General features: G+C 66.3%; 20 protein-coding genes. 10 read left to right on the top strand and 10 right to left on the bottom strand.

Going from position 1 to position 19,722, the window contains the following annotated elements; all coding sequences use genetic code 11:
• Nucleotides 1-26: 26 nt before the first annotated feature.
• Nucleotides 27-1,832, top strand: coding sequence for an acyl-CoA dehydrogenase family protein (locus AB4Z42_RS21685; RefSeq protein WP_442011289.1), 1,806 nt, complete (start codon nt 27-29; stop codon nt 1,830-1,832).
• On the opposite strand, the gene AB4Z42_RS21690 is transcribed toward AB4Z42_RS21685, so the two are convergent.
• Together AB4Z42_RS21690 and AB4Z42_RS21695 are read right to left on the bottom strand one after the other, a co-directional pair.
• Complete coding sequence (locus AB4Z42_RS21690; protein WP_442011290.1) at nt 1,829-2,128, bottom strand: hypothetical protein; 300 nt, start codon at nt 2,126-2,128, stop codon at nt 1,829-1,831. The two genes, AB4Z42_RS21685 and AB4Z42_RS21690, sit on opposite strands and share 4 nt — an antisense overlap.
• Complete coding sequence (locus tag AB4Z42_RS21695) at nt 2,125-2,754, bottom strand: DJ-1/PfpI family protein (protein ID WP_442011291.1); 630 nt, start codon at nt 2,752-2,754, stop codon at nt 2,125-2,127. Before AB4Z42_RS21695 ends, AB4Z42_RS21690 begins: the two co-directional genes overlap by 4 nt.
• 92 nt (nt 2,755-2,846) lie before the next feature.
• Between AB4Z42_RS21695 and AB4Z42_RS21700 the strand changes: the two genes are divergently transcribed.
• Complete coding sequence (locus AB4Z42_RS21700; protein WP_442011292.1) at nt 2,847-3,809, top strand: GlxA family transcriptional regulator; 963 nt, start codon at nt 2,847-2,849, stop codon at nt 3,807-3,809.
• Here AB4Z42_RS21700 and AB4Z42_RS21705 read toward each other — a convergent pair.
• The gene (locus AB4Z42_RS21705; protein ID WP_442011293.1) at nt 3,806-4,894 is read right to left on the bottom strand and encodes an SAM-dependent methyltransferase; all 1,089 of its coding nucleotides are present in this window, start codon (nt 4,892-4,894) and stop codon (nt 3,806-3,808) included. The genes AB4Z42_RS21700 and AB4Z42_RS21705 overlap by 4 nt on opposite strands.
• A 52-nt stretch (nt 4,895-4,946) precedes the next feature.
• Nucleotides 4,947-5,894 carry an SDR family oxidoreductase gene (locus AB4Z42_RS21710; RefSeq protein ID WP_442011294.1) on the bottom strand — a complete coding sequence of 316 codons (948 nt, stop codon included), beginning with the start codon at nt 5,892-5,894 and terminating at the stop codon, nt 4,947-4,949.
• A 93-nt stretch (nt 5,895-5,987) separates the two neighbouring features.
• Between AB4Z42_RS21710 and AB4Z42_RS21715 the strand changes: the two genes are divergently transcribed.
• Both AB4Z42_RS21715 and AB4Z42_RS21720 read left to right on the top strand, forming a co-directional pair.
• Nucleotides 5,988-6,653 (top strand): TetR family transcriptional regulator, encoded by a 666-nt coding sequence (locus AB4Z42_RS21715; RefSeq protein ID WP_442011295.1) that lies wholly within the window; start codon nt 5,988-5,990, stop codon nt 6,651-6,653.
• Between the two features lie 55 nt (nt 6,654-6,708).
• Nucleotides 6,709-7,449, top strand: coding sequence for an SHOCT domain-containing protein (locus AB4Z42_RS21720; RefSeq protein ID WP_442011296.1), 741 nt, complete (start codon nt 6,709-6,711; stop codon nt 7,447-7,449).
• A gap of 9 nt (nt 7,450-7,458) precedes the next feature.
• On the opposite strand, the gene AB4Z42_RS21725 is transcribed toward AB4Z42_RS21720, so the two are convergent.
• On the bottom strand, nt 7,459-8,085 hold the full coding sequence (locus AB4Z42_RS21725) for an MBL fold metallo-hydrolase (protein ID WP_442011297.1): 627 nt from the start codon (nt 8,083-8,085) through the stop codon (nt 7,459-7,461).
• Entirely contained in the window at nt 8,082-9,167 is a 1,086-nt protein-coding gene (locus AB4Z42_RS21730; RefSeq protein WP_442011298.1) for an S-(hydroxymethyl)mycothiol dehydrogenase, read from the bottom strand. Before AB4Z42_RS21730 ends, AB4Z42_RS21725 begins: the two co-directional genes overlap by 4 nt.
• 108 nt (nt 9,168-9,275) lie before the next feature.
• Between AB4Z42_RS21730 and AB4Z42_RS21735 the strand changes: the two genes are divergently transcribed.
• The 4 genes from AB4Z42_RS21735 (at nt 9,276) to AB4Z42_RS21750 (ending at nt 12,299) form a co-directional block, all read left to right on the top strand.
• Nucleotides 9,276-10,352: a class I SAM-dependent methyltransferase gene (locus tag AB4Z42_RS21735; protein WP_442011299.1), complete on the top strand. Its 1,077-nt coding sequence runs from the start codon at nt 9,276-9,278 to the stop codon at nt 10,350-10,352.
• Nucleotides 10,353-10,419: 67 nt separating this feature from the next.
• Nucleotides 10,420-11,244 carry a serine hydrolase domain-containing protein gene (locus AB4Z42_RS21740; RefSeq protein WP_442011300.1) on the top strand — a complete coding sequence of 275 codons (825 nt, stop codon included), beginning with the start codon at nt 10,420-10,422 and terminating at the stop codon, nt 11,242-11,244.
• Between the two features lie 108 nt (nt 11,245-11,352).
• Entirely contained in the window at nt 11,353-11,865 is a 513-nt protein-coding gene (locus AB4Z42_RS21745) for a DUF3145 domain-containing protein (RefSeq protein ID WP_442011301.1), read from the top strand.
• Between the two features lie 137 nt (nt 11,866-12,002).
• Nucleotides 12,003-12,299, top strand: a complete 297-nt coding sequence (locus AB4Z42_RS21750; RefSeq protein ID WP_442011302.1) for a DUF732 domain-containing protein — start codon at nt 12,003-12,005, stop codon at nt 12,297-12,299.
• Here the strand turns inward: AB4Z42_RS21750 and AB4Z42_RS21755 are convergent.
• Both AB4Z42_RS21755 and AB4Z42_RS21760 read right to left on the bottom strand, forming a co-directional pair.
• On the bottom strand, nt 12,281-13,198 hold the full coding sequence (locus AB4Z42_RS21755; protein WP_442011303.1) for a diacylglycerol kinase: 918 nt from the start codon (nt 13,196-13,198) through the stop codon (nt 12,281-12,283). The genes AB4Z42_RS21750 and AB4Z42_RS21755 overlap by 19 nt on opposite strands.
• Nucleotides 13,195-14,775: an FAD-binding oxidoreductase gene (locus AB4Z42_RS21760; RefSeq protein WP_442011519.1), complete on the bottom strand. Its 1,581-nt coding sequence runs from the start codon at nt 14,773-14,775 to the stop codon at nt 13,195-13,197. Before AB4Z42_RS21760 ends, AB4Z42_RS21755 begins: the two co-directional genes overlap by 4 nt.
• Before the next feature lie 59 nt (nt 14,776-14,834).
• Between AB4Z42_RS21760 and AB4Z42_RS21765 the strand changes: the two genes are divergently transcribed.
• The gene (locus AB4Z42_RS21765; RefSeq protein ID WP_442011304.1) at nt 14,835-15,416 is read left to right on the top strand and encodes a TetR/AcrR family transcriptional regulator; all 582 of its coding nucleotides are present in this window, start codon (nt 14,835-14,837) and stop codon (nt 15,414-15,416) included.
• On the top strand, nt 15,413-16,954 hold the full coding sequence (locus AB4Z42_RS21770; protein ID WP_442011305.1) for a glycerol-3-phosphate dehydrogenase/oxidase: 1,542 nt from the start codon (nt 15,413-15,415) through the stop codon (nt 16,952-16,954). The genes AB4Z42_RS21765 and AB4Z42_RS21770 overlap by 4 nt, the downstream gene beginning before the upstream one ends.
• 55 nt (nt 16,955-17,009) lie before the next feature.
• Here AB4Z42_RS21770 and AB4Z42_RS21775 read toward each other — a convergent pair whose 3' ends face one another.
• A complete protein-coding gene (locus AB4Z42_RS21775) occupies nt 17,010-18,431 on the bottom strand; it encodes an acyl-CoA carboxylase subunit beta (protein WP_442011306.1) in 1,422 nt (473 codons plus the stop codon).
• A gap of 36 nt (nt 18,432-18,467) precedes the next feature.
• Nucleotides 18,468-19,721 carry a 3-oxoacyl-ACP synthase KasB gene (gene kasB / locus AB4Z42_RS21780; protein ID WP_442011307.1) on the bottom strand — a complete coding sequence of 418 codons (1,254 nt, stop codon included), beginning with the start codon at nt 19,719-19,721 and terminating at the stop codon, nt 18,468-18,470.
• Between the last annotated feature and the right edge of the window lies 1 nt (nt 19,722).

The raw sequence follows: 19,722 nt of genomic DNA on the forward strand, positions 1-19,722 counted from the left end.
TCGGCGGCAGTCCTAGGCTGTCGGCCATGATTGCCTCACCCCCCGGTCGCTCCGCTCTCCCCGGCCCTTCGGGCGTGGGCCCAGCCCGCCGGACGACCGACGGCTTGCTCTTCGACCCCAACACCTACGACCCACCGCAATTCGATGCCGAGACTCGCCGGTTGTTGCGCGCGACCATCGACTGGTTCGAGGGTCAGGGCAAGAAGCGCATCCTCGACGACGATCTGGCTGCGCAGTGGCCCGGCGACTTCGTCGACTTCGTCAAACGCGAGAAGCTGTTCGCGACATTCCTGACGCCATCGGAGTTCGGCGGCGGTAACCCGGACAAGCGCTGGGATGCCGCGCGCAACGCCGCCCTGTCGGAGATCCTCGGGTTCTACGGGCTGACGTACTGGTACACCGAGCAGGTCACCATCCTCGGTCTCGGGCCCATCTGGCAGAGCGAGAACAAGGACGCCAAGCTCAAGGCCGCTGACGATCTGGAGGACGGCGAAGTGATGGCGTTCGGGCTATCCGAACGCGCGCGCGGGGCCGACGTCTACAACACCGACATGGTTCTCACGCCTGCGAGCGACGAGGACCGCGCCAACGGCATCCTGTACCGGGCGACGGGGGAGAAGTACTACATCGGCAACGGAAACGTCGCCAGCATGGTGTCGGTCTTCGGGCGGCGCGAGGACATCGAGGGCCAGGACGCGTACATCTGGTTCGCCGCGGACAGCAGGCACGACGACTATCACCTGATCGACAATGTCGTGCACATGCAGATCTACGTCAGCACGTTCCGACTGGAGAACTATCCGGTGCGGGAGGAAGACATTCTGCACACCGGCGTGGAAGCCTTTGCCGCGGCGCTGAATACGGTCAACATTGGCAAATTCAACCTGTGCTCCTGCTCGATCGGCATGACCGAGCATGCCTTCTACGAGGCGATCACCCATGCGCAGAATCGCATCCTGTACGGCAATCCCGTCACCGAATTCACCCACGTGCGAACCAACTTCGTCGATGCGTACTCGCGCCTGATCGCGATGAAGCTCTTCAGCCAGCGCTCCGTCGACTATTTCCGGGCCGCAAGCCTCGACGACCGGCGCTATCTGCTGTTCAACCCCATGACCAAGGCCAAGGTCACCATGGAGGGTGAGACCGTGCTGCGGGCGCTGCACGACGTGATCGCCGCCAAGGGCTACGAGAAGAACACCATGTTCCGTGAGGTCGCGCAGTTCATCGGCACCCTGCCTCGACTCGAGGGCACGGTGCATGTGAACGTCGGGCTGGTGCTGAAGTTCATGCCGAACTACATGCTCAACCCCAAGGAGTATCCGCAGATCCCGATGCGCAACGACGCCGCGGACGACACGTTCTTCTGGAACCAGGGACCGACCCGGGGTGCGGGCAAGGTGCAGTTCGCCGACTGGACACCGACGTACGAGGAGCATGCCGGCATCCCGAATGTCGCGGTGTTCTACGACCAGGCCAAGGCGTTCCGGGAGTTCCTCCTGACCGCCGCGCCCGACGCTGATCAGCAGAAGGATCTGGACTTCCTGCTCAACGTCGGCCACCTGTTCTCGCTGATCGTGTACGGGCAGCTGATTTTGGAGCAGGCCGCATTGACGGGCCTCGACACCGACATGCTTGACCAGATCTTCGACTTCCAGGTCCGCGACTTCAATACGTATGCCGTTGCGCTGCACGGCAAGCCGACGGCGACGACGGCTCAGCAGGACTGGGCACTGAGCGCGATCCGTAAGCCGGTGCCCGACCCGGAGCGGTTCCACCGGGTCTGGGAGCGGGTGAAGGCATACGACGGCGCCTACGAGATGAGGCCCTAGGAGCGACGTCGGCCGGTCACCGCTGAACGTGGCAGGCGCCCGGCACGCGAATGCCCGGTGAGGTTGTCGCCGTCCGCCACGACGTCGAAGTCGAGGTTCAGTCGCATGGGTTTGGTCACCGACTGACGCCATGTAATCCGTTGTCCGTCAACGGCGATGTCGCGTAGTGGTACGGCTTCGTTCTTGGCGGTCGCGGTGCCCGCGAGGGTGCCGTCCTCTTCGGTAAACGTATAGACCACGGCCAGGGACCCGATCGGCGTCTTGATCGTCACATCCCAGTCTCCCAGGATGCTCATTTCGTCCACACCGTTCCGCGTCGCTCGTAGGCGAACAGTTCTTCGACCGCGAGTGCGACCTGCGCTCCGTAGGTGCGGTCGAGCAGGTGAAGGGCGAGGTCGAGGCCCGAGGTGACCGCTCCCGACGTCACGAGATCGCCGTCGTCGACGACCCGCGCGTTCACCGTGGTCACGCCGGTGGCCTCGAGAAGTTCCATGCCGAGGTGGTGGGTGACCGCGTTGCGGCCTTCCAGCAGACCGGCCATCGCCAGGGCGAGTGATCCACCGCAGACGGTGGCGACGGTGACGTCGGGATTCTCCATCGCCTTGCGCAGCAACGGGATCGCGGCGGACTCGGCAAAGCGTGCGAGCAGAACGGGGATGGTGTCGATCTCGTCCGGATCTCCGTCGAGCGGACCCGATGCGCCCGGCACGACGATGATGCCGGGTCGTGACGGGTCGAGTTGTGCCGTGGCATGCAGAGCCATGCTCAGGGTTCCGCTGACCACCTCGCGTGGTCCTTCGGCCGATACCAGTTCGACTTCGAGGTCGCCTCCGGCTGCGTCGCTGCCTGCGGCGAGAACCTCGAACGGCGCGGTGGCATCGAGCGGATCGAAACCGTCGAACAACACGATTTGTGCGTACACACCGTCATCGTCGCGGGGCACGCTGCCGGCGGAACAGTGGCCAGATCGCCATGTATCGCCTGAATATTGCCAGCGACTGCTATCGTCCGGGGATGCACACCGTTGCGGTCCTGGCGCTCCCCGACACCATTGCCTTCGACCTCACCACACCGATCGAGGCATTCGGCCGCGTCCGGTTGCCCTCGGGTGCACCGGGATACCGCGTGGTGGCGTGCGGGTCGCAACCGGAGGTGTCGGCAGGCCCGATCCGCATCGCCACCGACCACGGCCTCGAAACCCTCGCCGACGCGGACACCATCGTTGTCCCAGGTCTCAACGACGTGTCGGTAGATGCACCCGACGAGGTGCTGGCGGCACTGAGGGCGGCCCACGCCCGCGGTACGCGGATCGCGTCGATCTGCTCGGGCGCCTTCACCCTGGCCGCCGCAGGATTGCTGAATGGAAGGCGCGCGACGACGCACTGGATCGCCGCCGAGCTCTTCCGTGCGCGCTTTCCGGCCGTGGACCTCGATGCCGACGTTCTCTACGTCGACGAGGGCCAGGTGCTGACATCGGCGGGCGCGTCGGCCGGACTGGACCTGTGTCTGCACATGATCGCCCGTGACTACGGCGCCGCAGTGGCCGCCGACGCGGCCCGCCTTGCCGTCGCACCCCTCCACCGCAGCGGGGGACAGGCGCAGTTCATCCTCCGAAACAGGGCTGCTGTCAAGCACATTGCGGAGCGGACCGAACTGGACGACGTCCTCGCGTGGATCGAACAACAGGCGCACAGGGACGTGACGCTGCGCGATATCGCCGCCCGCGCGTCGGTAAGCGTGCGAACCTTGAACCGACGCTTCCAGGCGGAGACGGGTCAAACGCCGATGCAGTGGTTGACGGGGGTTCGGGTCCGCCACGCCCAGCAGCTGCTCGAGAGCACCGCGTACGGCGTCGAAAAGGTCGGTCGTGAAGTCGGATTCAGCTCTCCGGCGAACTTCCGCGAGCAGTTCCGTCGACTGACCGGAGTCGCACCGCTGAACTACCGCAACACTTTTCGTGACCGGATGGCGGGCTAGCGGGCCTTCGGCCGCTTGATCAGTACCAGGTGCGCAAGGGGGATCTGCATCTGTTCGGGAGCGGCCGCCAGCCGCGCGGCAACGCCGGCCTCGAGTTGGTCGAGGAACTGTCCGGTGCGGGTATCGGTGAAGCCACCGTCGAGTGCTGTCGCGAGAGTCGGGAACACCGACGCGCGCACGAAGGACGCCCATTGCTTGCCGAAAGTCTTTTCGTCCTTGTCGCTTTGATACTGAGACCAGAATCGGTCTTCGGCGTCGAACACCTCGAGGTGGTCGATCTGAAGCTGTTCGAAACGACCGGACGGCGCGAACGGCGTGAAGAAGTCCGCGGCTCTGCGTCCTACCACCGGGACGCACATTCGGTGAATCTCCTCGGCGGTGACTAGGCCTGCCGCCTGGAGTTCGTCGAGGGCGTCGAGCAACGCGGCGAACATCGGCCGATAGCCGAACTCGCCGTCGTCATCCACGGCCATCGTCATCACCACAAGGCGACCGCCCGGACACAATTCCCTGCCGCGGAACGCGATGAACTCGTGCCAATCGTGGGCGGCCTGCCTGGCGTATTTGGCACGCACGTCTTCGTCCGTGCTGTAGGCGACCTGAATGTGGTCGGGTATCGGCGACGGAACCTTGCTCAGCCACTGGATAGCGTATGAACTCCAACCCAGATTCACACTGCTCGACGGCAGGATCTGCGCGTAGAACGACCGCCCGACCGCCGAGGCGAATGTCTTTGCGTCCTTGGCCAAGTAGGTGTCCGGATCTTCCGCGAGGGTCCGCCACATCGCCGTGAAGTCGTTTTCCGGAACGTCGGTGTGTACGACGAGGGTCGAATGGTCGTGCCGGGTCCGCTTGCGCAGCACGTTGATTGCCGCGCAGATCGGTAGCAGCGAGTTGTGGGCGGTCGACGCTCCGTAGTCGGCGATGACGATCGGCTGCGGGGGTTTCGGCAGCGGCACGACAGATGCCGCCTCCTCGAAGATCGCGAGTGCACCGGTCAAGCCTGCAGCCTGAAGTCGTGAACTGGCCGTGTAGAAACCGCTGTCCTCCGGCTCAGGCCGCACGACGATGCTTGACTCAGGCAATCGCGACCTCCGAGACGTGGGCAGTTAACCGTCAAATACGACGGTAGTCCTCTTACGCCGGATAGGTCACCGAAGTCAGTCGCTCTGAGATCTCCCAGAGCCTGCGACAGTCGGCCTCATTGCTGGCGCGCGCGAGGATCTTGGCGTCGGTGACGCCACCGCCTGCGAGCTCCATGAATCCTCGCGGTCCGTAGAAGGCACCGCCTTTCGCTTCGGGGGCGGTCGCGCCGTACAGGGTGGGCAGAATGCCCTCGTCGATGTCCTGCCACATGAACGGCAAGACCTGTCGGCTGGACCGGTAGAAGCGCTCCAGCAGGGTTGGGCCGGCCTTGCCGTGCGACGGACCGCTCAGCTGAAGATTCGTCTTGCACAAGCCGGGATGCGCGGCATTCGAGACGATGCCCCAGCCCGCCTGCCGGCTCCTGCGGTCCAACTCGATCGCGAACATCAGGTTCGCGGATTTGGACTGTGCGTAGGCCTGGGTGGCGTTGTAGCGCTTCTCCCACTGCAGATCGTCGAACTTGATGCCGCCGAACCGCGCCGCCGAGCTGCTCAACGTTGTCACCCGCGCGCCGTCGGCGGCGCGCAACAGCGGCAGGAGATGTCCGGTCAGTGCGAAGTGACCCAGATGGTTACAGCCGAACTGCAATTCGAATCCGTCGGCGGTGGTCTCGCGCTGTGGCGGCTGCATGATGCCCGCATTGTTGATGAGCAGGTCGATCGGCCGTCCCTCTGCGTTGAGTTCGTCACCCAGCGCTTTGACGCTGGCCAGCGACGACAAGTCGAGCGACTTGATGGATAGCTTCGCGTCGGGGACCGTCGCCCGGATCTGCGCGATCGCGTCTTCACCCTTCGCGCGGTTGCGGATCGCCATGACGACGTCGGCGCCTGCTGCGGCCAGCCGGGCGGCGGTGCCGAGACCGAGGCCCGAGTTGGCGCCGGTGACGACCGCGAGCTTCCCGGACTGATCGGGGACCGTCACTTCAGACACACGGACCATGGACTATCTCCTTTGCGGCGGATGAATAACCGAACAGTAACGAACCATCGGTCTGATAACAAGAGCCCGCCGGTCTGATAATCTTGAGACCTTGTGACGTCCTTTCAGCGCGCCCGCCGACCCGAGCAGATGGCGGTTCGGCGTCAGGCGATCAAGGCCGTCGCGCGTGACATGCTCGCGGAGAAGAATGTCGGCGACATCAGCCTGCGGGAACTCTCGGATCGGGTCGGGCTGGCCAAATCCAACGTGTTGCGATACTTCGACAGCCGTGAGGCGATCTTCCTCGAAGTGCTCGACGAGGAATTCACCATGTGGCTCAGCGGCATCGAGACCCTTCTCGGCCGGCCGCGCCCCAGAAAGCCGGGATACGCCAACGAGATTCGGGTTGCTACGGTGATCGCCGATTCGGTGATGGCACGACCGTTGCTGGGTGAACTGCTCGGCTCCATGGCATCAGTTCTGGAACGCAACATTTCGCATGAGTTCGCTCGCGACTTCAAGGCGCGGGCGATGCAGCGCATCACCGCACTCGCCGAACTGGTGGGGCGTCACCTGCCCTGGCTGCCAGTGGAGTTCACCGCATTCTTCGCCGAGGGATCCCTGATGCTGACCGCAGGTGCCTATCCTTTCTCGGTTCCCACCGAACCGGTGCGGGCCGCCATCGAGGAGATCGGACTTCCCGACCCCGCGCAGCGATTCGGTGACGGGCTGCGCCTGGGCCTGCAGACATGGCTGATCGGCGCGGCAGCACAAGCCTAGGACTGCAGTACCGACATCACGGATTTTCTGTCGATGGCATGACACACTTTCGGCCATGAGTCGCGCGCCACGGATCGCGGTCGTGGTTTCCATCCTCACCTTGGTCGCGTCAATTCTCGGGTTCATCGCCGTGCTCGTCCTCAACACCTTCGTGCTCGACGAATACGACGCCTACGGTGAAGTGCCGATCCCGGGCTCGACGAGCTTGCACCTTCCTGCAGGCGAGATGACGGTGAGCTTCCACACCGTGACCACCGGCACGCCGACGAGTGGATTTCCGCTCCCGAATCTGAGCTTCGACATCACCGGCCCGGCCGGCATGCCCGAGCCGACGGTCACCGAGAACATCGGTGGGACGACATCGGTCAACAGCGATGTGCGAGTGCGGATCTGGACGGTTCAGGTTCCGCAGGATGGGACGTACGACGTCAAGGCCGAAGGATCGGTCGACGGGTACATCGCGCCGACGCTGGCGTTCGGCCGCGATGAATCCCGAGGCTGGATGCTGTGGCTGTTCGGCGGTCTTTTCGCGTTCGGCCTTTTCGATCTGTTCGCCTCGTTGATCTGGTCTGCGCGGGCGGGCAAGAAGGCACGGCCTCTGGAGCCGAACGAGTACGTGACGAGCGACCAGCCGACGTCGAGTCCCGAGCCCGAGCCTGAGCCCGCAGTCAGCTACATGCCGACCGATCAGGGTGTGCGGCTGGAGCAGATCCGGCAGCTGGCCGCGCTGCGGAACTCCGGCGCGCTGACCGAAGCCGAGTACACGGCCGAGAAGCGGCGCATCCTCAACAATTAGCTGCCCAGCTCAGCTGCCGCGCTTGACCCAGTCGTCGTAATTCACGAGCTCGTCGCCGATGGTGGTCGTGTCGCCGTGGCCGGTGTAGACGACGGTGTCGCCCGGCAGCTTGCCGAGCCGTTCGGAGATCGACGACAGGATCGTGGGGAAGTCGGAGTACGAGCGGCCGGTGGCCCCCGGCCCGCCCTGGAACAGGGTGTCGCCGCTGAAGACCGCGTTCAGCTCGGGCGCATGCCAGCACACCGAGCCCGGCGAGTGCCCAGGCGTGTGCAGAGCGTGCAGTTCGATGCCCCCAACGCTGAGGGTTTCGCCATCGTCGACTGTCCGAAAGTCTCTGTCGGGGTGGGTCATTCGCCAGAGCACATCGTCGGCGGGATGTAGCAGTATCGGTGCGTCGAGCGCTTCCGACAGTTCGGGGGCGACGGTGATGTGATCGTTGTGTCCGTGGGTGCACACCACGGCGATGACGTTGCGGCCACCGACGGCCATGACGATCGGGCCCGCGTCGTGGGCGGCGTCGAAGACGATGACGTCGGTGTCGTCGCCGACGAGCCAGATGTTGTTGTCGACTTCCCAGGACCCGCCGTCGAGTTCGAAGGTGCCGTGGGTGACGACGCGGGAGATGTTCTGGTTCACAGGATCACCACCGAGCGCAGGACCTCACCGGCATGCATCTTGTGGAACGCCTCTTCGATGCCATCCAGGCCGATGCGTTCGGAGACGAATTTCTCCAGCGGCAGCCGGCCCTGCAGGTACAGGCTGATCAACGTCGGGAAGTCCCGTTCGGGAAGGCAGTCGCCATACCAGCTTGACTTCAGCGACCCGCCGCGGGAGAAGAAGTCGATCAGCGGCATCTCCAACGTCATGTCCGGGGTCGGAACACCCACCAGGACAACGGTTCCGGCCAGATCCCGGGCGTAGAACGCCTGCTTCCAGGTCTCAGGGCGCCCGACCGCGTCGATCACCACATCGGCGCCGAACCCGTCGGTCAGATCCTGAATGGTGGCCACCGCATCAAGCTCACGCGCGTTGACGGTGTGGGTGGCCCCGAATCCGCGCGCCCAGTCGAGCTTCTTGTTATCGGTGTCGACCGCGATGATCCGGCGTGCCCCCACCAGGGCGGCACCGGCGATCGCGGCGTCACCCACGCCACCGCAGCCGATCACCGCGACCGTGTCGTCGCGGTTGATCGCGCCGGTGTTGATCGCCGCGCCGATACCGGCCATCACCCCGCACCCCAACAGGCCGGCCACCGCCGGGTCGGCGGCGGGATCGACTTTGGTGCACTGGCCCTCATGGACCAGCGTCTTGTCGGCGAACGCCCCGATGCCCAGCGCCGGGGTCAGTGCGGTGCCGTCGGTCAGCGTCATCGGCTGTTCGGCGTTGAAAGTGTCGAAACACAGATGCGGGCGACCCCGCTTACACGCCCGGCACTGTCCACACACCGCGCGCCAGTTCAGGATCACGAAATCGCCGGGCTCCACATTGCTCACCCCGGCGCCGACCGATTCCACGGTGCCGGCGGCCTCATGGCCCAGCAGGAACGGAAACTCGTCGTTGATCCCGCCCTCGCGGTAGGTCAGGTCGGTATGACACACCCCGCAGGCGATCACATCGACAACCACCTCACCGGCCCCCGGATCGGGAATCACCACCTCCACCAGCTCGACCGGCTCACCCTTCACCCGCGAAATCACGCCGCGCACCGTCTGAGTCATGGAGATAAACATAACGGCCTCAATGAATCAGTTCGAACCCAACTGGGCCATTGCACGTTGTAGTAACGACAGCATCGTCGAATCACCAATCAAGCAGGGGCAAAGACCATGACAACCATCGAAAGCGGCGTCCCGGCCGACACCACCGAGGAGTTCGCCGCCCGGATCGTCGGGGCGATCGACAGTGCGAGCCTGGCAATTCTGTTGTCCATCGGACACCAGACCGCCCTGTGGGACACGCTGGCCGAGCGTGCGCCATCGACCAGTGCCCAGATCGCCGAGGCCACCGGGCTCAACGAGCGGTACGTGCGCGAGTGGCTCGGCGGTGTGGTCGCGGCGCGGGTCGTCGACTACCACCCGACAGCGCAGACGTACTCGCTGCCGCCGCATCGTGCCGCGGTGCTCACCCGTGCCGCGGGCCCGGACAACCTGGCGCGCGTCGCTCAGTTCATCCCACTGCTGGCCGAGGTCGAGCAGAAGGTGATCGACCGGTTCCGCACCGGTGGTGGGCTCTCCTACGGCGAGTACCCGCGCTTCCACACGCTGATGGCCGAACAGAGCGGACAGGTCTTCGACTATGCGCTCGTCGACGCCATCCTTCCGATGGCCGACGGTCTTCCCGAACGGCTGGCCGCGGGCGCGGAGGTGGCCGACTTCGGCTGCGGCAGTGGGCATGCCGTCAATGTCATGGCGCAGGCCTTCCCGGCGAGCCGGTTCACCGGAATCGACTTCTCCGACGAGGGTCTTGGCCGCGCCCGCGCGGAGGCGGCCAGATCGGGGCTCACCAATGCCTCGTTCGTCGCCCGCGACGTCGCACAGTTCGACGCGGTCGACGCGTATGACGTCATCACCGCATTCGACGCCATCCATGACCAGGCGCACCCGGCGCGGGTGCTGGAGAACATCTACCGCGCATTGCGGCCCGGGGGTGTCTTCCTGATGGTCGACATCAAAGCGTCGAGCAGTCTCGAGGACAACATCGGCGTGCCGTTCGCCCCGTACCTCTACACGGTGTCGACGATGCACTGCATGAGTGTGTCGCTGGGCCTCGACGGCGACGGCCTAGGAACAGCATGGGGTCATCAGCTTGCGACGTCGATGCTCGCGGGCGCCGGCTTCGACGATGTGCAACTGCGCGAGATCGAGTCGGATCCGATCAACAACTACTACATCGCGCGGAAGTAGACGGCGGTCTGCTCGGAGCCGCCCCGGCGGCGACATCGGACGGAGCGTCGCGAATAGGCTGCACTGCGTGGCAGCGCTTGATGCGATCGAAGAGTGGCCGGTCCCGACCGTCGCCGCCGCGGTGGTCGGTCCGTCTGGAATCCTCGCCCAGCACGGCGACGTGCGGCACCGCTTCGAATTGGCGTCGGTGACCAAGCCGCTGGTCGCCCGCGCCGCGCAAATAGCGGTCGAGGAGGGCGTCGTCGAACTCGACACCGAGGCGGGTCCGCCCGGTTCCACGGTGCGCCATCTGCTCGCCCACGCGTCGGGGTACTCGATGCACTCGGCGGACGTGATGTCGGAACCCGGCAAGCGCCGGGTCTACTCGAACTACGGATTCGGGGTTCTCGCCGACACGATCCAGCAGGCGTCGGACATCGAGTTCGGGCAGTACCTGACCGAGGCGGTGTTCGAGCCGCTCGGCATGTCGGACACCGCGTTGTCGGGCGGGGCCGACGCAGCGGGGTTCGGCGCCGTGTCGACCGTCGCCGACCTGGTCGCGTTCGCCGGTGACCTGCTCCGGCCGACGACCGTGTCCGAGCAGATGCACTCCGAGGCCACCGATGTGCAGTTTCCGGGTTTGTCGGGGGTGTTGCCGGGGTTCGGGACGCAGCGGCCCAACGACTGGGGGCTGGGCTTCGAGATCAGGGACGGCAAGTCGCCGCACTGGACGGGCTCGACCAACTCGGGTGCGACCTACGGTCATTTCGGCCAGTCAGGGACGTTTTTGTGGGTCGATCCGCGGGCTGAGCTGGCCCTCGTGGCGCTCACGGACCGCAATTTCGGCGACTGGGCGTATTCGCGCTGGCCGGAGGTTTCTGATGCAGTCCTGAGAGAATTCGGCGCAGACTAGCGCAACAGGGGCCTCACAGGGCACAATAGACACGCACGACACAGCTGTAATTCGGAGCCGCCAGGTCGCTTGGGGAAGACGTCCCTCGTGGAGCCGAAGGAGCAGCAAATGCGTGCAGCGAACCAGTTCGCCGACGCGGCGACTGGCGTGGTGTATGTCCACGCCTCACCCGCGGCGGTGTGCCCGCACGTCGAGTGGGCGTTGTCGTCGACCCTGTCGGCGCGGGCGAACCTGAAATGGACCCCGCAGCCGGCCATGCCCGGTCAACTGCGCGCCGTCACCAACTGGGTCGGTCCGGTAGGTACCGGTGCCGCCCTCGCGAGCGCACTGCGCTCGTGGTCGGTGCTGCGTTTCGAGGTGACCGAGGACCCCAGTGCGGGCGTGGACGGTCACCGCTGGTGTCACACCCCGCAACTGGGCATGTGGAGCGGTGCGATGAGCGCCAACGGCGACGTGATGGTCGGGGAGATGCGGCTGCGCACGTTGATGTCGTCGGGAGCCGACATGCTTGCCGCCGAGCTCGATTCGGTGCTGGGCACCGCGTGGGACGAGGCGCTGGAAGCCTTCCGCGACGGCGGCGACAGCGCCGAGGTCTCCTGGCTCAGCCGCGGAGTCGGGTAGCCGACGACATTCAGCCGCGGAGTCGGGTAGCCGACGACATTCAGCTGCGGAGTCGGGTAGCCGAGCGCATTTTTGGTTGATCCGCGCCGTGGTCGCGGATCTGCTGTGAGACTGTCGCCAACTCTTCAGGAGGCGACATGATCACGATCCGTCTGTTCACCGCAGCTGCCTTCGCTGCCTGCACACTTTTCACCGCTGCGACCGCATCGGCATCACCGGCCACCGACGCGCTTTTCGGCGCCCTGAACGCAGCCGGGCTGCCGATAACGCCTGATGAGGCGATCCTGGCCGCCGATCTGGCATGCGATTCCTCGACCAGCGGCCTCGCCCGCGACGTGATCTCGTCAGAGGTCGCCCAGCGGACTGGGCTGGATCCAGCGCAGGCGAGCGGGTTTGTCGGGATCGCCCTCGCGATCTACTGCCCGTTGCGGTGATCGGCTGATCGCAGCACCTTCAGCGCACCGGGTACCGCCGACACTTCGACCGGCAGCGGGCAGATGAACTCGCCGTCGGCGTAGGCATTGATGCCCGGTGAGTCGACGGTGATGGTGCGGGCACGCTCGGTGCGCACCTCGTCGAGGTCGACGTGGGTGCCCTTGAACACGGTGGGGAACAGGCGAATCAACTTTGTGCGCGACGCCGATGCCACCATCGTGACGTCCAGCAGACCATCGGTGGGGTCGGCGTCCGGACAGATCAGCATGCCGCCGCCGTAACTCTTGGTGTTGCCGAAGGCGGCAAGCGTCAATTCCGTATCCAACTCACGGCCGTCGAACGTCAGGCTGAACGGCAGCAGCCGCAGCTTCGACAGTTCGGCGACCATCGCGACGTTGTACCGCATCCGGCCGTGCGGCCACCGCATCCGGTTGGTGCGGTCGGTGACCAACGAGTCGAAGCCCGCTGCCATCACCGTGCCGAACCACGTGTCGGTACCGTCCACGCCCCTGATGCGGCCCAGATCGACGGTCGACACGAGTCCGTCGACGATGATGTCCGCCGCCGCCTCGGGATCCTTTGCCGGAATACCGAATTCACGCGCATGGTCGTTTCCGGTGCCAGAGGGGATGATGCCGAGCGGTATGTCGGTCTGTGCGAGCACCTGCAGTGCCAGCGAGATGATGCCGTCACCGCCCACAACGACCAGGGCGTCCATGCCACGCTCGAGGGCGCCCTCGACGAGTCGTCGCGCGTGCTCGGCGTCGGTGCCTGCGATGGCCACGACGTCGATGCCGCGTTTGTGCAACTGCGTGACGGCGCGCTCGGCCGCGTGCGGCGCACTGCCGTGCCCCGATGCCGGATTCGTCAGCATCGTGACGCGGTTGAGCTCCGTCACGGAATCAGCTTGCCGGGGTTGAGGATTCCCGCCGGATCCAGTGTGCTCTTGACGGCCCGCAACACCGCGACACCAAGGTCGCCGACCTCGTCGCGCATCCACGGGCGGTGGTCGGCGCCGACGGCGTGGTGGTGGGTGATGGTGGCGCCGGTGCGCATCATCGCCTCCGAGGCGGCGGCCTTCGCCTTGCGCCACTGGTCGATCGGATTCCCGCGCTGCCCGGCGACGACGGTGAAGTACAGCGAGGCCCCCGTCGGATACACATGCGAAATGTGACACAGCACCAGAGCCGGTGTGCCCGATTCGCCGAGAGATTTCGTCAGCGCCTCGGTGACCGCCACCTTGAGCGCGGGCACGTTGGACCAATTGGTCGCGGTCTCCAACGTCTCGCACAGCGCACCGGCGGCGAGCAACGAATCGCGGAGATAGGGCGCGTTGAAGCGGCCGTGCTCCCAGGCGCGGGCGGGTGCCTCGCCGAGCGACGTGCCACCTGCGGCCTGCAACACGGCGCGCGTTTCGGCATGGCGACTCTCCACGTGGGCCTCGCTGCCCTCGAAAGCCGTGATCGCCAGGCAGCCTCCGGTGATCTGGTTTTCGCCGATGCTCTCGGTGGTGGCCAGGTTCACGCCGGTCTCGGCTTCGTCGGACAACCGGACGACCGTCGGGCCGGTGCCGGTCTGCACGACGGCGCGCAGGGCGTCGGCTCCGGTGGCGAAGTCGGGGAACGACCACGCCTCGTAGCGGGTCGACGCGGGAACGGGATGCACCTTGACCCGCACGCGGGTGATGATCCCGAAGACACCCTCCGAACCGATCATCAATTGCCGCAGGTCTGGGCCCGCGGCCGACTCCGGTGCGCGACCGAGGTCGAGCACGCCTGCCGGGGTGACCGTGCGCAGCCCGCGCACCATGTCGTTGAAGCGGCCATAGCCCGCCGAGTCCTGGCCGGACGACCGGGTGGCGGCGAAGCCGCCGATGGTCGCGAACTGGAAGCTCTGCGGGAAGTGGCCGAGCGAGTAGCCGCGCTCGGCGAGCAGGCGTTCGGCATCCGGGCCGGTCAGCCCGGCGCCGAGTTCGGCTTCGCCCGACACTTCGTCGAGTGAGTGCAGCTCCGTCAGGCGCCGCAGATCCAGCGAGACCACCGCGGTGAAGTCGCCCCGAATCGGATCGAGGCCGCCGACCACGCTGGTCCCACCACCGAACGGGACGATCGCTATTCCATGATCGGAGCAGTACGCCAGGATCGCGGCGATCTCGTCATCGGTCTGGGGCAGGAGCACCGCATCGGGAGCATCCTGAACGCCGGAGTCCTTGCGGCGCAACAGGTCCAGCGTCGACTTTCCGCCGGCACGCAGCAGTCGGCCCTGATCGTCGACGCGGCAGTAATCGGCTCCGACGATGGCGGCGAGACCGTCGCGGTCGGAGTCCGCAAGGGCGGACGGACGAAGCTTCACGTCCTCCGCCGCGAGTTCGGGCGCCGCTGTTCCGTCGACCCCGAGCGCCTGCTTCAGCAGGGCTCGTATCCCGTCGGACAGCGGTTTCGCCGCCGCGGGATCTCCCCACGCGTTCCACTTCATCGGAGGTAGCAGTGCGGTGTGCTGGGCATCCGGGCGCGTCATGAGTTACAGTATTACACATGCTGTCAATCAGTAACGATGAGTCGCCGACGATCGGGGACAGGATCATCGCAGCAGCGGCCGACTGTGTACTGGCCTTCGGTGTCGACCGGGTGACGCTGGCCGAGATCGCGCGCCGCGCCGGGGTCAGCAGGCCGACGGTCTACCGGCGCTGGCCCGACACCCGTTCGGTGCTCGCGGCCCTGCTGACGTCGAGGATCGTCGGCATGCTCGACGCCCTGCCGAGTCGCGGGTTCGGCCGGGAGGCGCTCGTCGAGCGCATCGTGACGCTCGCCGCGCAGTTGCGGCGTGACGACGTGGTCATGTCCGTCCTGCACAGCGCGCCCGACCTGGCGATGATCTACATCGCCGAGCGGTTGGGAACCAGCCAGCAGGTCCTCCTCGACGCGGTCGCCGCCGACATAAAACTCGCGCAGGAGGACGGCAGCGTCCGCCCCGGCGACGCCCGTCAGCTCGCCGCGATGTGCCTGCTGATCACCCAGTCGACGATCCAGTCCGGGCAAATCGTCGCTCCGATCCTCGATGCCGACGCACTCGCCGTCGAACTCGCCCACTCATTGAACGGATACCTGAAACCGTGACGTCTTCAACCGCGCTCAACGATGCGCGACGCACCTCCGAACTCGCGGCGCTGGCCGACGGCGGCACGATCGACGTGGTCGTGATCGGCGGCGGTATCACCGGGGTCGGCATCGCGCTGGACGCTGCGACGCGCGGGCTGAGCGTCGCGCTGGTCGAGAAGCACGATCTGGCCTTCGGCACCAGCCGGTGGAGCAGCAAGCTGGTGCACGGCGGCCTGCGATACCTCGCGACGGGCAATGTCGGCATCGCCAGGCGCAGCGCGGTCGAACGCGGAATCCTGATGACGCGCAACGCACCCCACCTCGTGACGGCCATGCCGCAGCTGGTGCCGTTGCTGCCGTCGATGAATTCGCCGTCGCGGGCTCTGGTGCGATTCGGTTTCGCGGCGGGCGATGGACTGCGCAAGCTCGCAGGCACGCCGTCGTCGGTATTGCCGCGGTCGCGGCGCATCGACTCGAAGCGCGCGGTCGAACTCGCGCCGACGGTGCGCCGAGACGGACTGGCCGGCGGTCTGCTCGCCTACGACGGTCAGCTGATCGACGATGCGCGCCTCGTCACGGCCGTGGCCCGCACGGCCGCCCAGCACGGCGCCGTGATCCTGACGCGCGTCGCGGCATCCGATGCGACCGGCACCTCGGTGACGTTGACCGATCAGCGGTCCGGCGAGTCGTTCGTGGTTTCAGCCCGCGTCGTCATCAACGCCAGCGGTGTATGGGCGGGGGAGGTGGATTCCTCGATTCGCCTGCGGCCCAGCAGAGGAACGCATCTCGTATTCGATGCCGCGGCGTTCGGGAATCCGGCGGCCGCCCTGACGATCCCGATTCCCGGCGAGATCAACCGCTTCGTGTTCGCGATGCCCGAACAGCTGGGCCGCGTGTATCTGGGACTGACCGACGAGGACGCGCCCGGCCCGATACCCGATGTGCCGCAACCCACTCCGGAGGAGACGACGTTCCTACTGGACACGGTCAACACGGCGCTGGACGTCGCCCTGACCCCCGCGGACGTGATCGGCGCATACGCCGGTTTGCGGCCGCTGATCGATACGGGCGAAGGGCGCACGGCCGACGTGTCCCGTGAGCACGCCGTGGTCGAGTCGCCGTCCGGCCTCATCAGTGTCATCGGCGGCAAGCTGACGGAATACCGGTACATGGCGGAAGACGTGCTTGACCGGGCCGTCGTACTGCGGGGGCTGACCGCTGCGGGTTGCCGCACCAGGAACCTGCCGTTGGTCGGCGCACCGTCGAATCCCGTTGCGACGCTGCGGTCGCCGGTGGAGCTGCCGTCGTCGCTCGTGGCGCGCTACGGCGCCGAGGCGCCGAACGTGATCGCGGCCGCGACCTGTGACCGGCCGATCGAGCCGGTGGCCGACGAAATCGACGTCACCCGAGCGGAATTCGAGTACGCGGTCACCCACGAGGGTGCGTCGACCATCGACGACATCCTGGATCGGCGCACCAGGATCGGATTGGTCACAGCGGATCGCGAGCGGGTGACGGGTGTTGCCGAGGATTTCTTGGCGAAATCAGACTTATGACGCAAATGCGCGCTGGAAGCGTGCGACAAGTCTGATCTCGCCGCGAACCGAAGAGTTACAGCGGGATGTTCTTGTGCCGACCGCGGCGCGCGGGCGCCTCGGCCAGTGCCTGCGTCAGCTTGCTGCGTGTGTGCGACGGGTCGATCTTCTCGTCGACCACGCCGATCTCGATCGCGGAATCAACACCACCGGCGATCCGCTCGTGCTCGGCTGCCAGTTCCTCGTGCAGCGCCTCACGCTCGTCCGCGGGTGTGGCGGCCAGCTTCTTCTTGTGCAGGATGCCGACCGCGGCCTTTGCGCCCATGACGGCGACCTCGGCGTCGGGCCATGCGAAGACCTTCGTCGCACCCAGCGACCGCGAGTTCATCGCGATGTAGGCGCCGCCGTAGATCTTCCTGGTCACCAGCGTGACGCGGGGGACGGAGCATTCGCCGAACGCGTGCAGCAGCTTCGCGCCGCGCCGCACGACGCCGCCCCATTCCTGGTCCACACCCGGCAGGTAACCGGGCACGTCGACGACGACGACCAACGGGATTCCGAACGCGTCACACAGCCGCACGAAACGTGCTGCCTTCTCGGCACTCTCGGAGTTCAGGCAGCCACCGAGGCGCAGCGGGTTGTTCGCGATCACGCCGACCGTCCGACCGGCGAGCCGGCTCAGACCGATCACGATCGACGGCGCCCACTTGCCCTGCAACTCCTCGAAGGGCACGCCCTCGTCGAGCAGCGCCTCGAGGAGCGGATGCACGTCGTAGGCGCGTCGTGCCGATTCCGGCAGCAGTGCGTTCAGGTCGGTGTCGCCGGCCTCGGCCTTGGCGCGGTCGAAATGGCCCTGCTGGCTGAACAATCCGACCAGCCGGCGGCCCCGCTCGTAGGCGTCGAGCTCGTCGTCGGCGACGATGTGGCACACGCCGGACTTCTTGTGGTGGGCATCGGGACCGCCCAGCGACACCATGTCGACGTCCTCGCCGGTGACGCTGCGAACCACGTCGGGACCGGTGACGAAGACCTTGCTGTCCGGCGCCATGATGATGATGTCGGTCAGGGCCGGACCATAGGCGGCACCACCCGCGGCGAAGCCGACGACGATCGAGATCTGCGGGATGTAACCCGACGCCCGAATCTGGGCCTCGAAGGTCAAACCGACTGCGTGCAGGGCTTTCACGCCCTCTGCCAGCCGGGCGCCGCCCGAGTGCCAGATGCCGATGATCGGGCTCTGCTCTTCGATGGCGGTGTCATAGGCGTTGACGATGTGTGCGCATCCCTCCACACCCATCGCGCCGCCCATCACGGTGCCGTCGGTGCAGAACGCGATGGTGCGCACGCCGTTGACGGTGCCGCCCGCGGCGAGCACACCGGAGCGGTCACGCTCGTGGAGCAGCTCGACGCTGCCGTCGTCGAAGAACGCGCGCAGGCGCAGTAGCGGATCGCGGGGATCGAGCGATTCGTCGACCGTCTCTGGGGCCATGATGGTCATGCAATCCTCCTGTAACGCCGGGTGTCGGCGGGGACGTCAGTACTTTCCGAACGCGAGCGCGACGTTGTGCCCACCGAATCCGAACGAGTTGTTGATCGCGTATTGATAATTGCCGGGTCGCGGCGAACCGGCGACGACGTCGAGGTCGATCTCCGGATCCAGGTTCTTGAGGTTGAGCGTTGGCGGGATGACCCCGCTCCGCAGCGCCAACACGGTGAGGATGGACTCGACGGCGCCGACTGCGCCGACCGAGTGGCCGAGTGCCCCTTTGGGGGCGTAGACCGCGGCCCTGTGACTGCCCAGTGCGTTGTGGATGGCTTTGCCTTCCGCGACGTCGCCGACGGAGGTACCCGTGGCGTGGGCATTGATGTGGTCAATGTCCTTGGGGGACAGGCCCGCGAGCTGGATGGCCCGCGTCATCGCGTGACCGGCCTGCTCCCCGTTGGGGTCGGGCGCCACGATATGGAACCCGTCCGAGGTGATGCTGGCGCCCATCAGTCTGGCGTGGATGGTGGCACCGCGGGCCTTGGCGTGCTCCTCGGTCTCGATGACCATCAGCGCGCCGCCCTCACCGAAGACGAAACCGTTGCGGTCCCTGTCAAATGGGCGACAAGCCCCTGCGGGATCGTCGTTGGTGGTGGACAGCACGATGCGCATCTGTGCGAAGCCGGCGATCGGCACCGCTTCGATTCTGGTCTCGACGCCACCGCAGATCGCGACGTCGGCCTCGCCGAGCACGATCTGCCGCCACGCTTGCGCGATACCTTCAGAACCCGAAGCGCAGGCCGAGACCGGAGTGCTGACCCCGGCCCTGGCCTCGCGTTCGAGCCCGACCGCCGCGGCTGCGGCGTTCGGCATGTACATCTGCACAGCAAGCGGCGAGACCGCCTTGAGGCCCTCACCGCGCAGGGCTTCGTACGCATAGAGCAGTTCCTCGGTCGAGCCCATGCCGGTGCCGATCGACACCATCAGGCGTTTGGGATCAACCTCAGGTGACCCGGCGTGCTCCCAGACGCGCCGGCTCAGCACTGTCGACATCCGCTGGAGGTAGGACAGCCGACGCAGTTCGACCCGCGTCAGCTGGTCCTCGAAGTCCTCCAGCAGGTGTCCGCCAATGCGGACCGGCAGGTCGTACTGCTCGACGAACGGGTCGTCGAGCAGCCGGATGCCGCTCTGCCCGTCCAGCAGCCGCTGCCAGGTGGTGTCCGCGTCGGTCGCCAGAGCGGTCGTCATCGCATAACCGGTGACGACTACGTTGGGGAATCCGTTCCCATTGACCAACGCTGCCATT

Source organism: Mycobacterium sp. 2YAF39 (assembly GCF_052114565.1).
Lineage (GTDB): Bacteria > Actinomycetota > Actinomycetes > Mycobacteriales > Mycobacteriaceae > Mycobacterium.

Coding starts and splice junctions, on each gene's coding strand:
- AB4Z42_RS21685 (WP_442011289.1), top strand. CDS start 27: ATGATTGCCTCACCCCCCGGTCGCTCCGCTCTCCCCGGCCCTTCGGGC.
- AB4Z42_RS21690 (WP_442011290.1), bottom strand. CDS start 2,128: ATGAGCATCCTGGGAGACTGGGATGTGACGATCAAGACGCCGATCGGG.
- AB4Z42_RS21700 (WP_442011292.1), top strand. CDS start 2,847: ATGCACACCGTTGCGGTCCTGGCGCTCCCCGACACCATTGCCTTCGAC.
- AB4Z42_RS21710 (WP_442011294.1), bottom strand. CDS start 5,894: ATGGTCCGTGTGTCTGAAGTGACGGTCCCCGATCAGTCCGGGAAGCTC.
- AB4Z42_RS21720 (WP_442011296.1), top strand. CDS start 6,709: ATGAGTCGCGCGCCACGGATCGCGGTCGTGGTTTCCATCCTCACCTTG.
- AB4Z42_RS21730 (WP_442011298.1), bottom strand. CDS start 9,167: ATGACTCAGACGGTGCGCGGCGTGATTTCGCGGGTGAAGGGTGAGCCG.
- AB4Z42_RS21735 (WP_442011299.1), top strand. CDS start 9,276: ATGACAACCATCGAAAGCGGCGTCCCGGCCGACACCACCGAGGAGTTC.
- AB4Z42_RS21745 (WP_442011301.1), top strand. CDS start 11,353: ATGCGTGCAGCGAACCAGTTCGCCGACGCGGCGACTGGCGTGGTGTAT.
- AB4Z42_RS21750 (WP_442011302.1), top strand. CDS start 12,003: ATGATCACGATCCGTCTGTTCACCGCAGCTGCCTTCGCTGCCTGCACA.
- AB4Z42_RS21760 (WP_442011519.1), bottom strand. CDS start 14,775: ATGAAGTGGAACGCGTGGGGAGATCCCGCGGCGGCGAAACCGCTGTCC.
- AB4Z42_RS21765 (WP_442011304.1), top strand. CDS start 14,835: ATGCTGTCAATCAGTAACGATGAGTCGCCGACGATCGGGGACAGGATC.
- AB4Z42_RS21775 (WP_442011306.1), bottom strand. CDS start 18,431: ATGACCATCATGGCCCCAGAGACGGTCGACGAATCGCTCGATCCCCGC.
- kasB (WP_442011307.1), bottom strand. CDS start 19,721: ATGGCAGCGTTGGTCAATGGGAACGGATTCCCCAACGTAGTCGTCACC.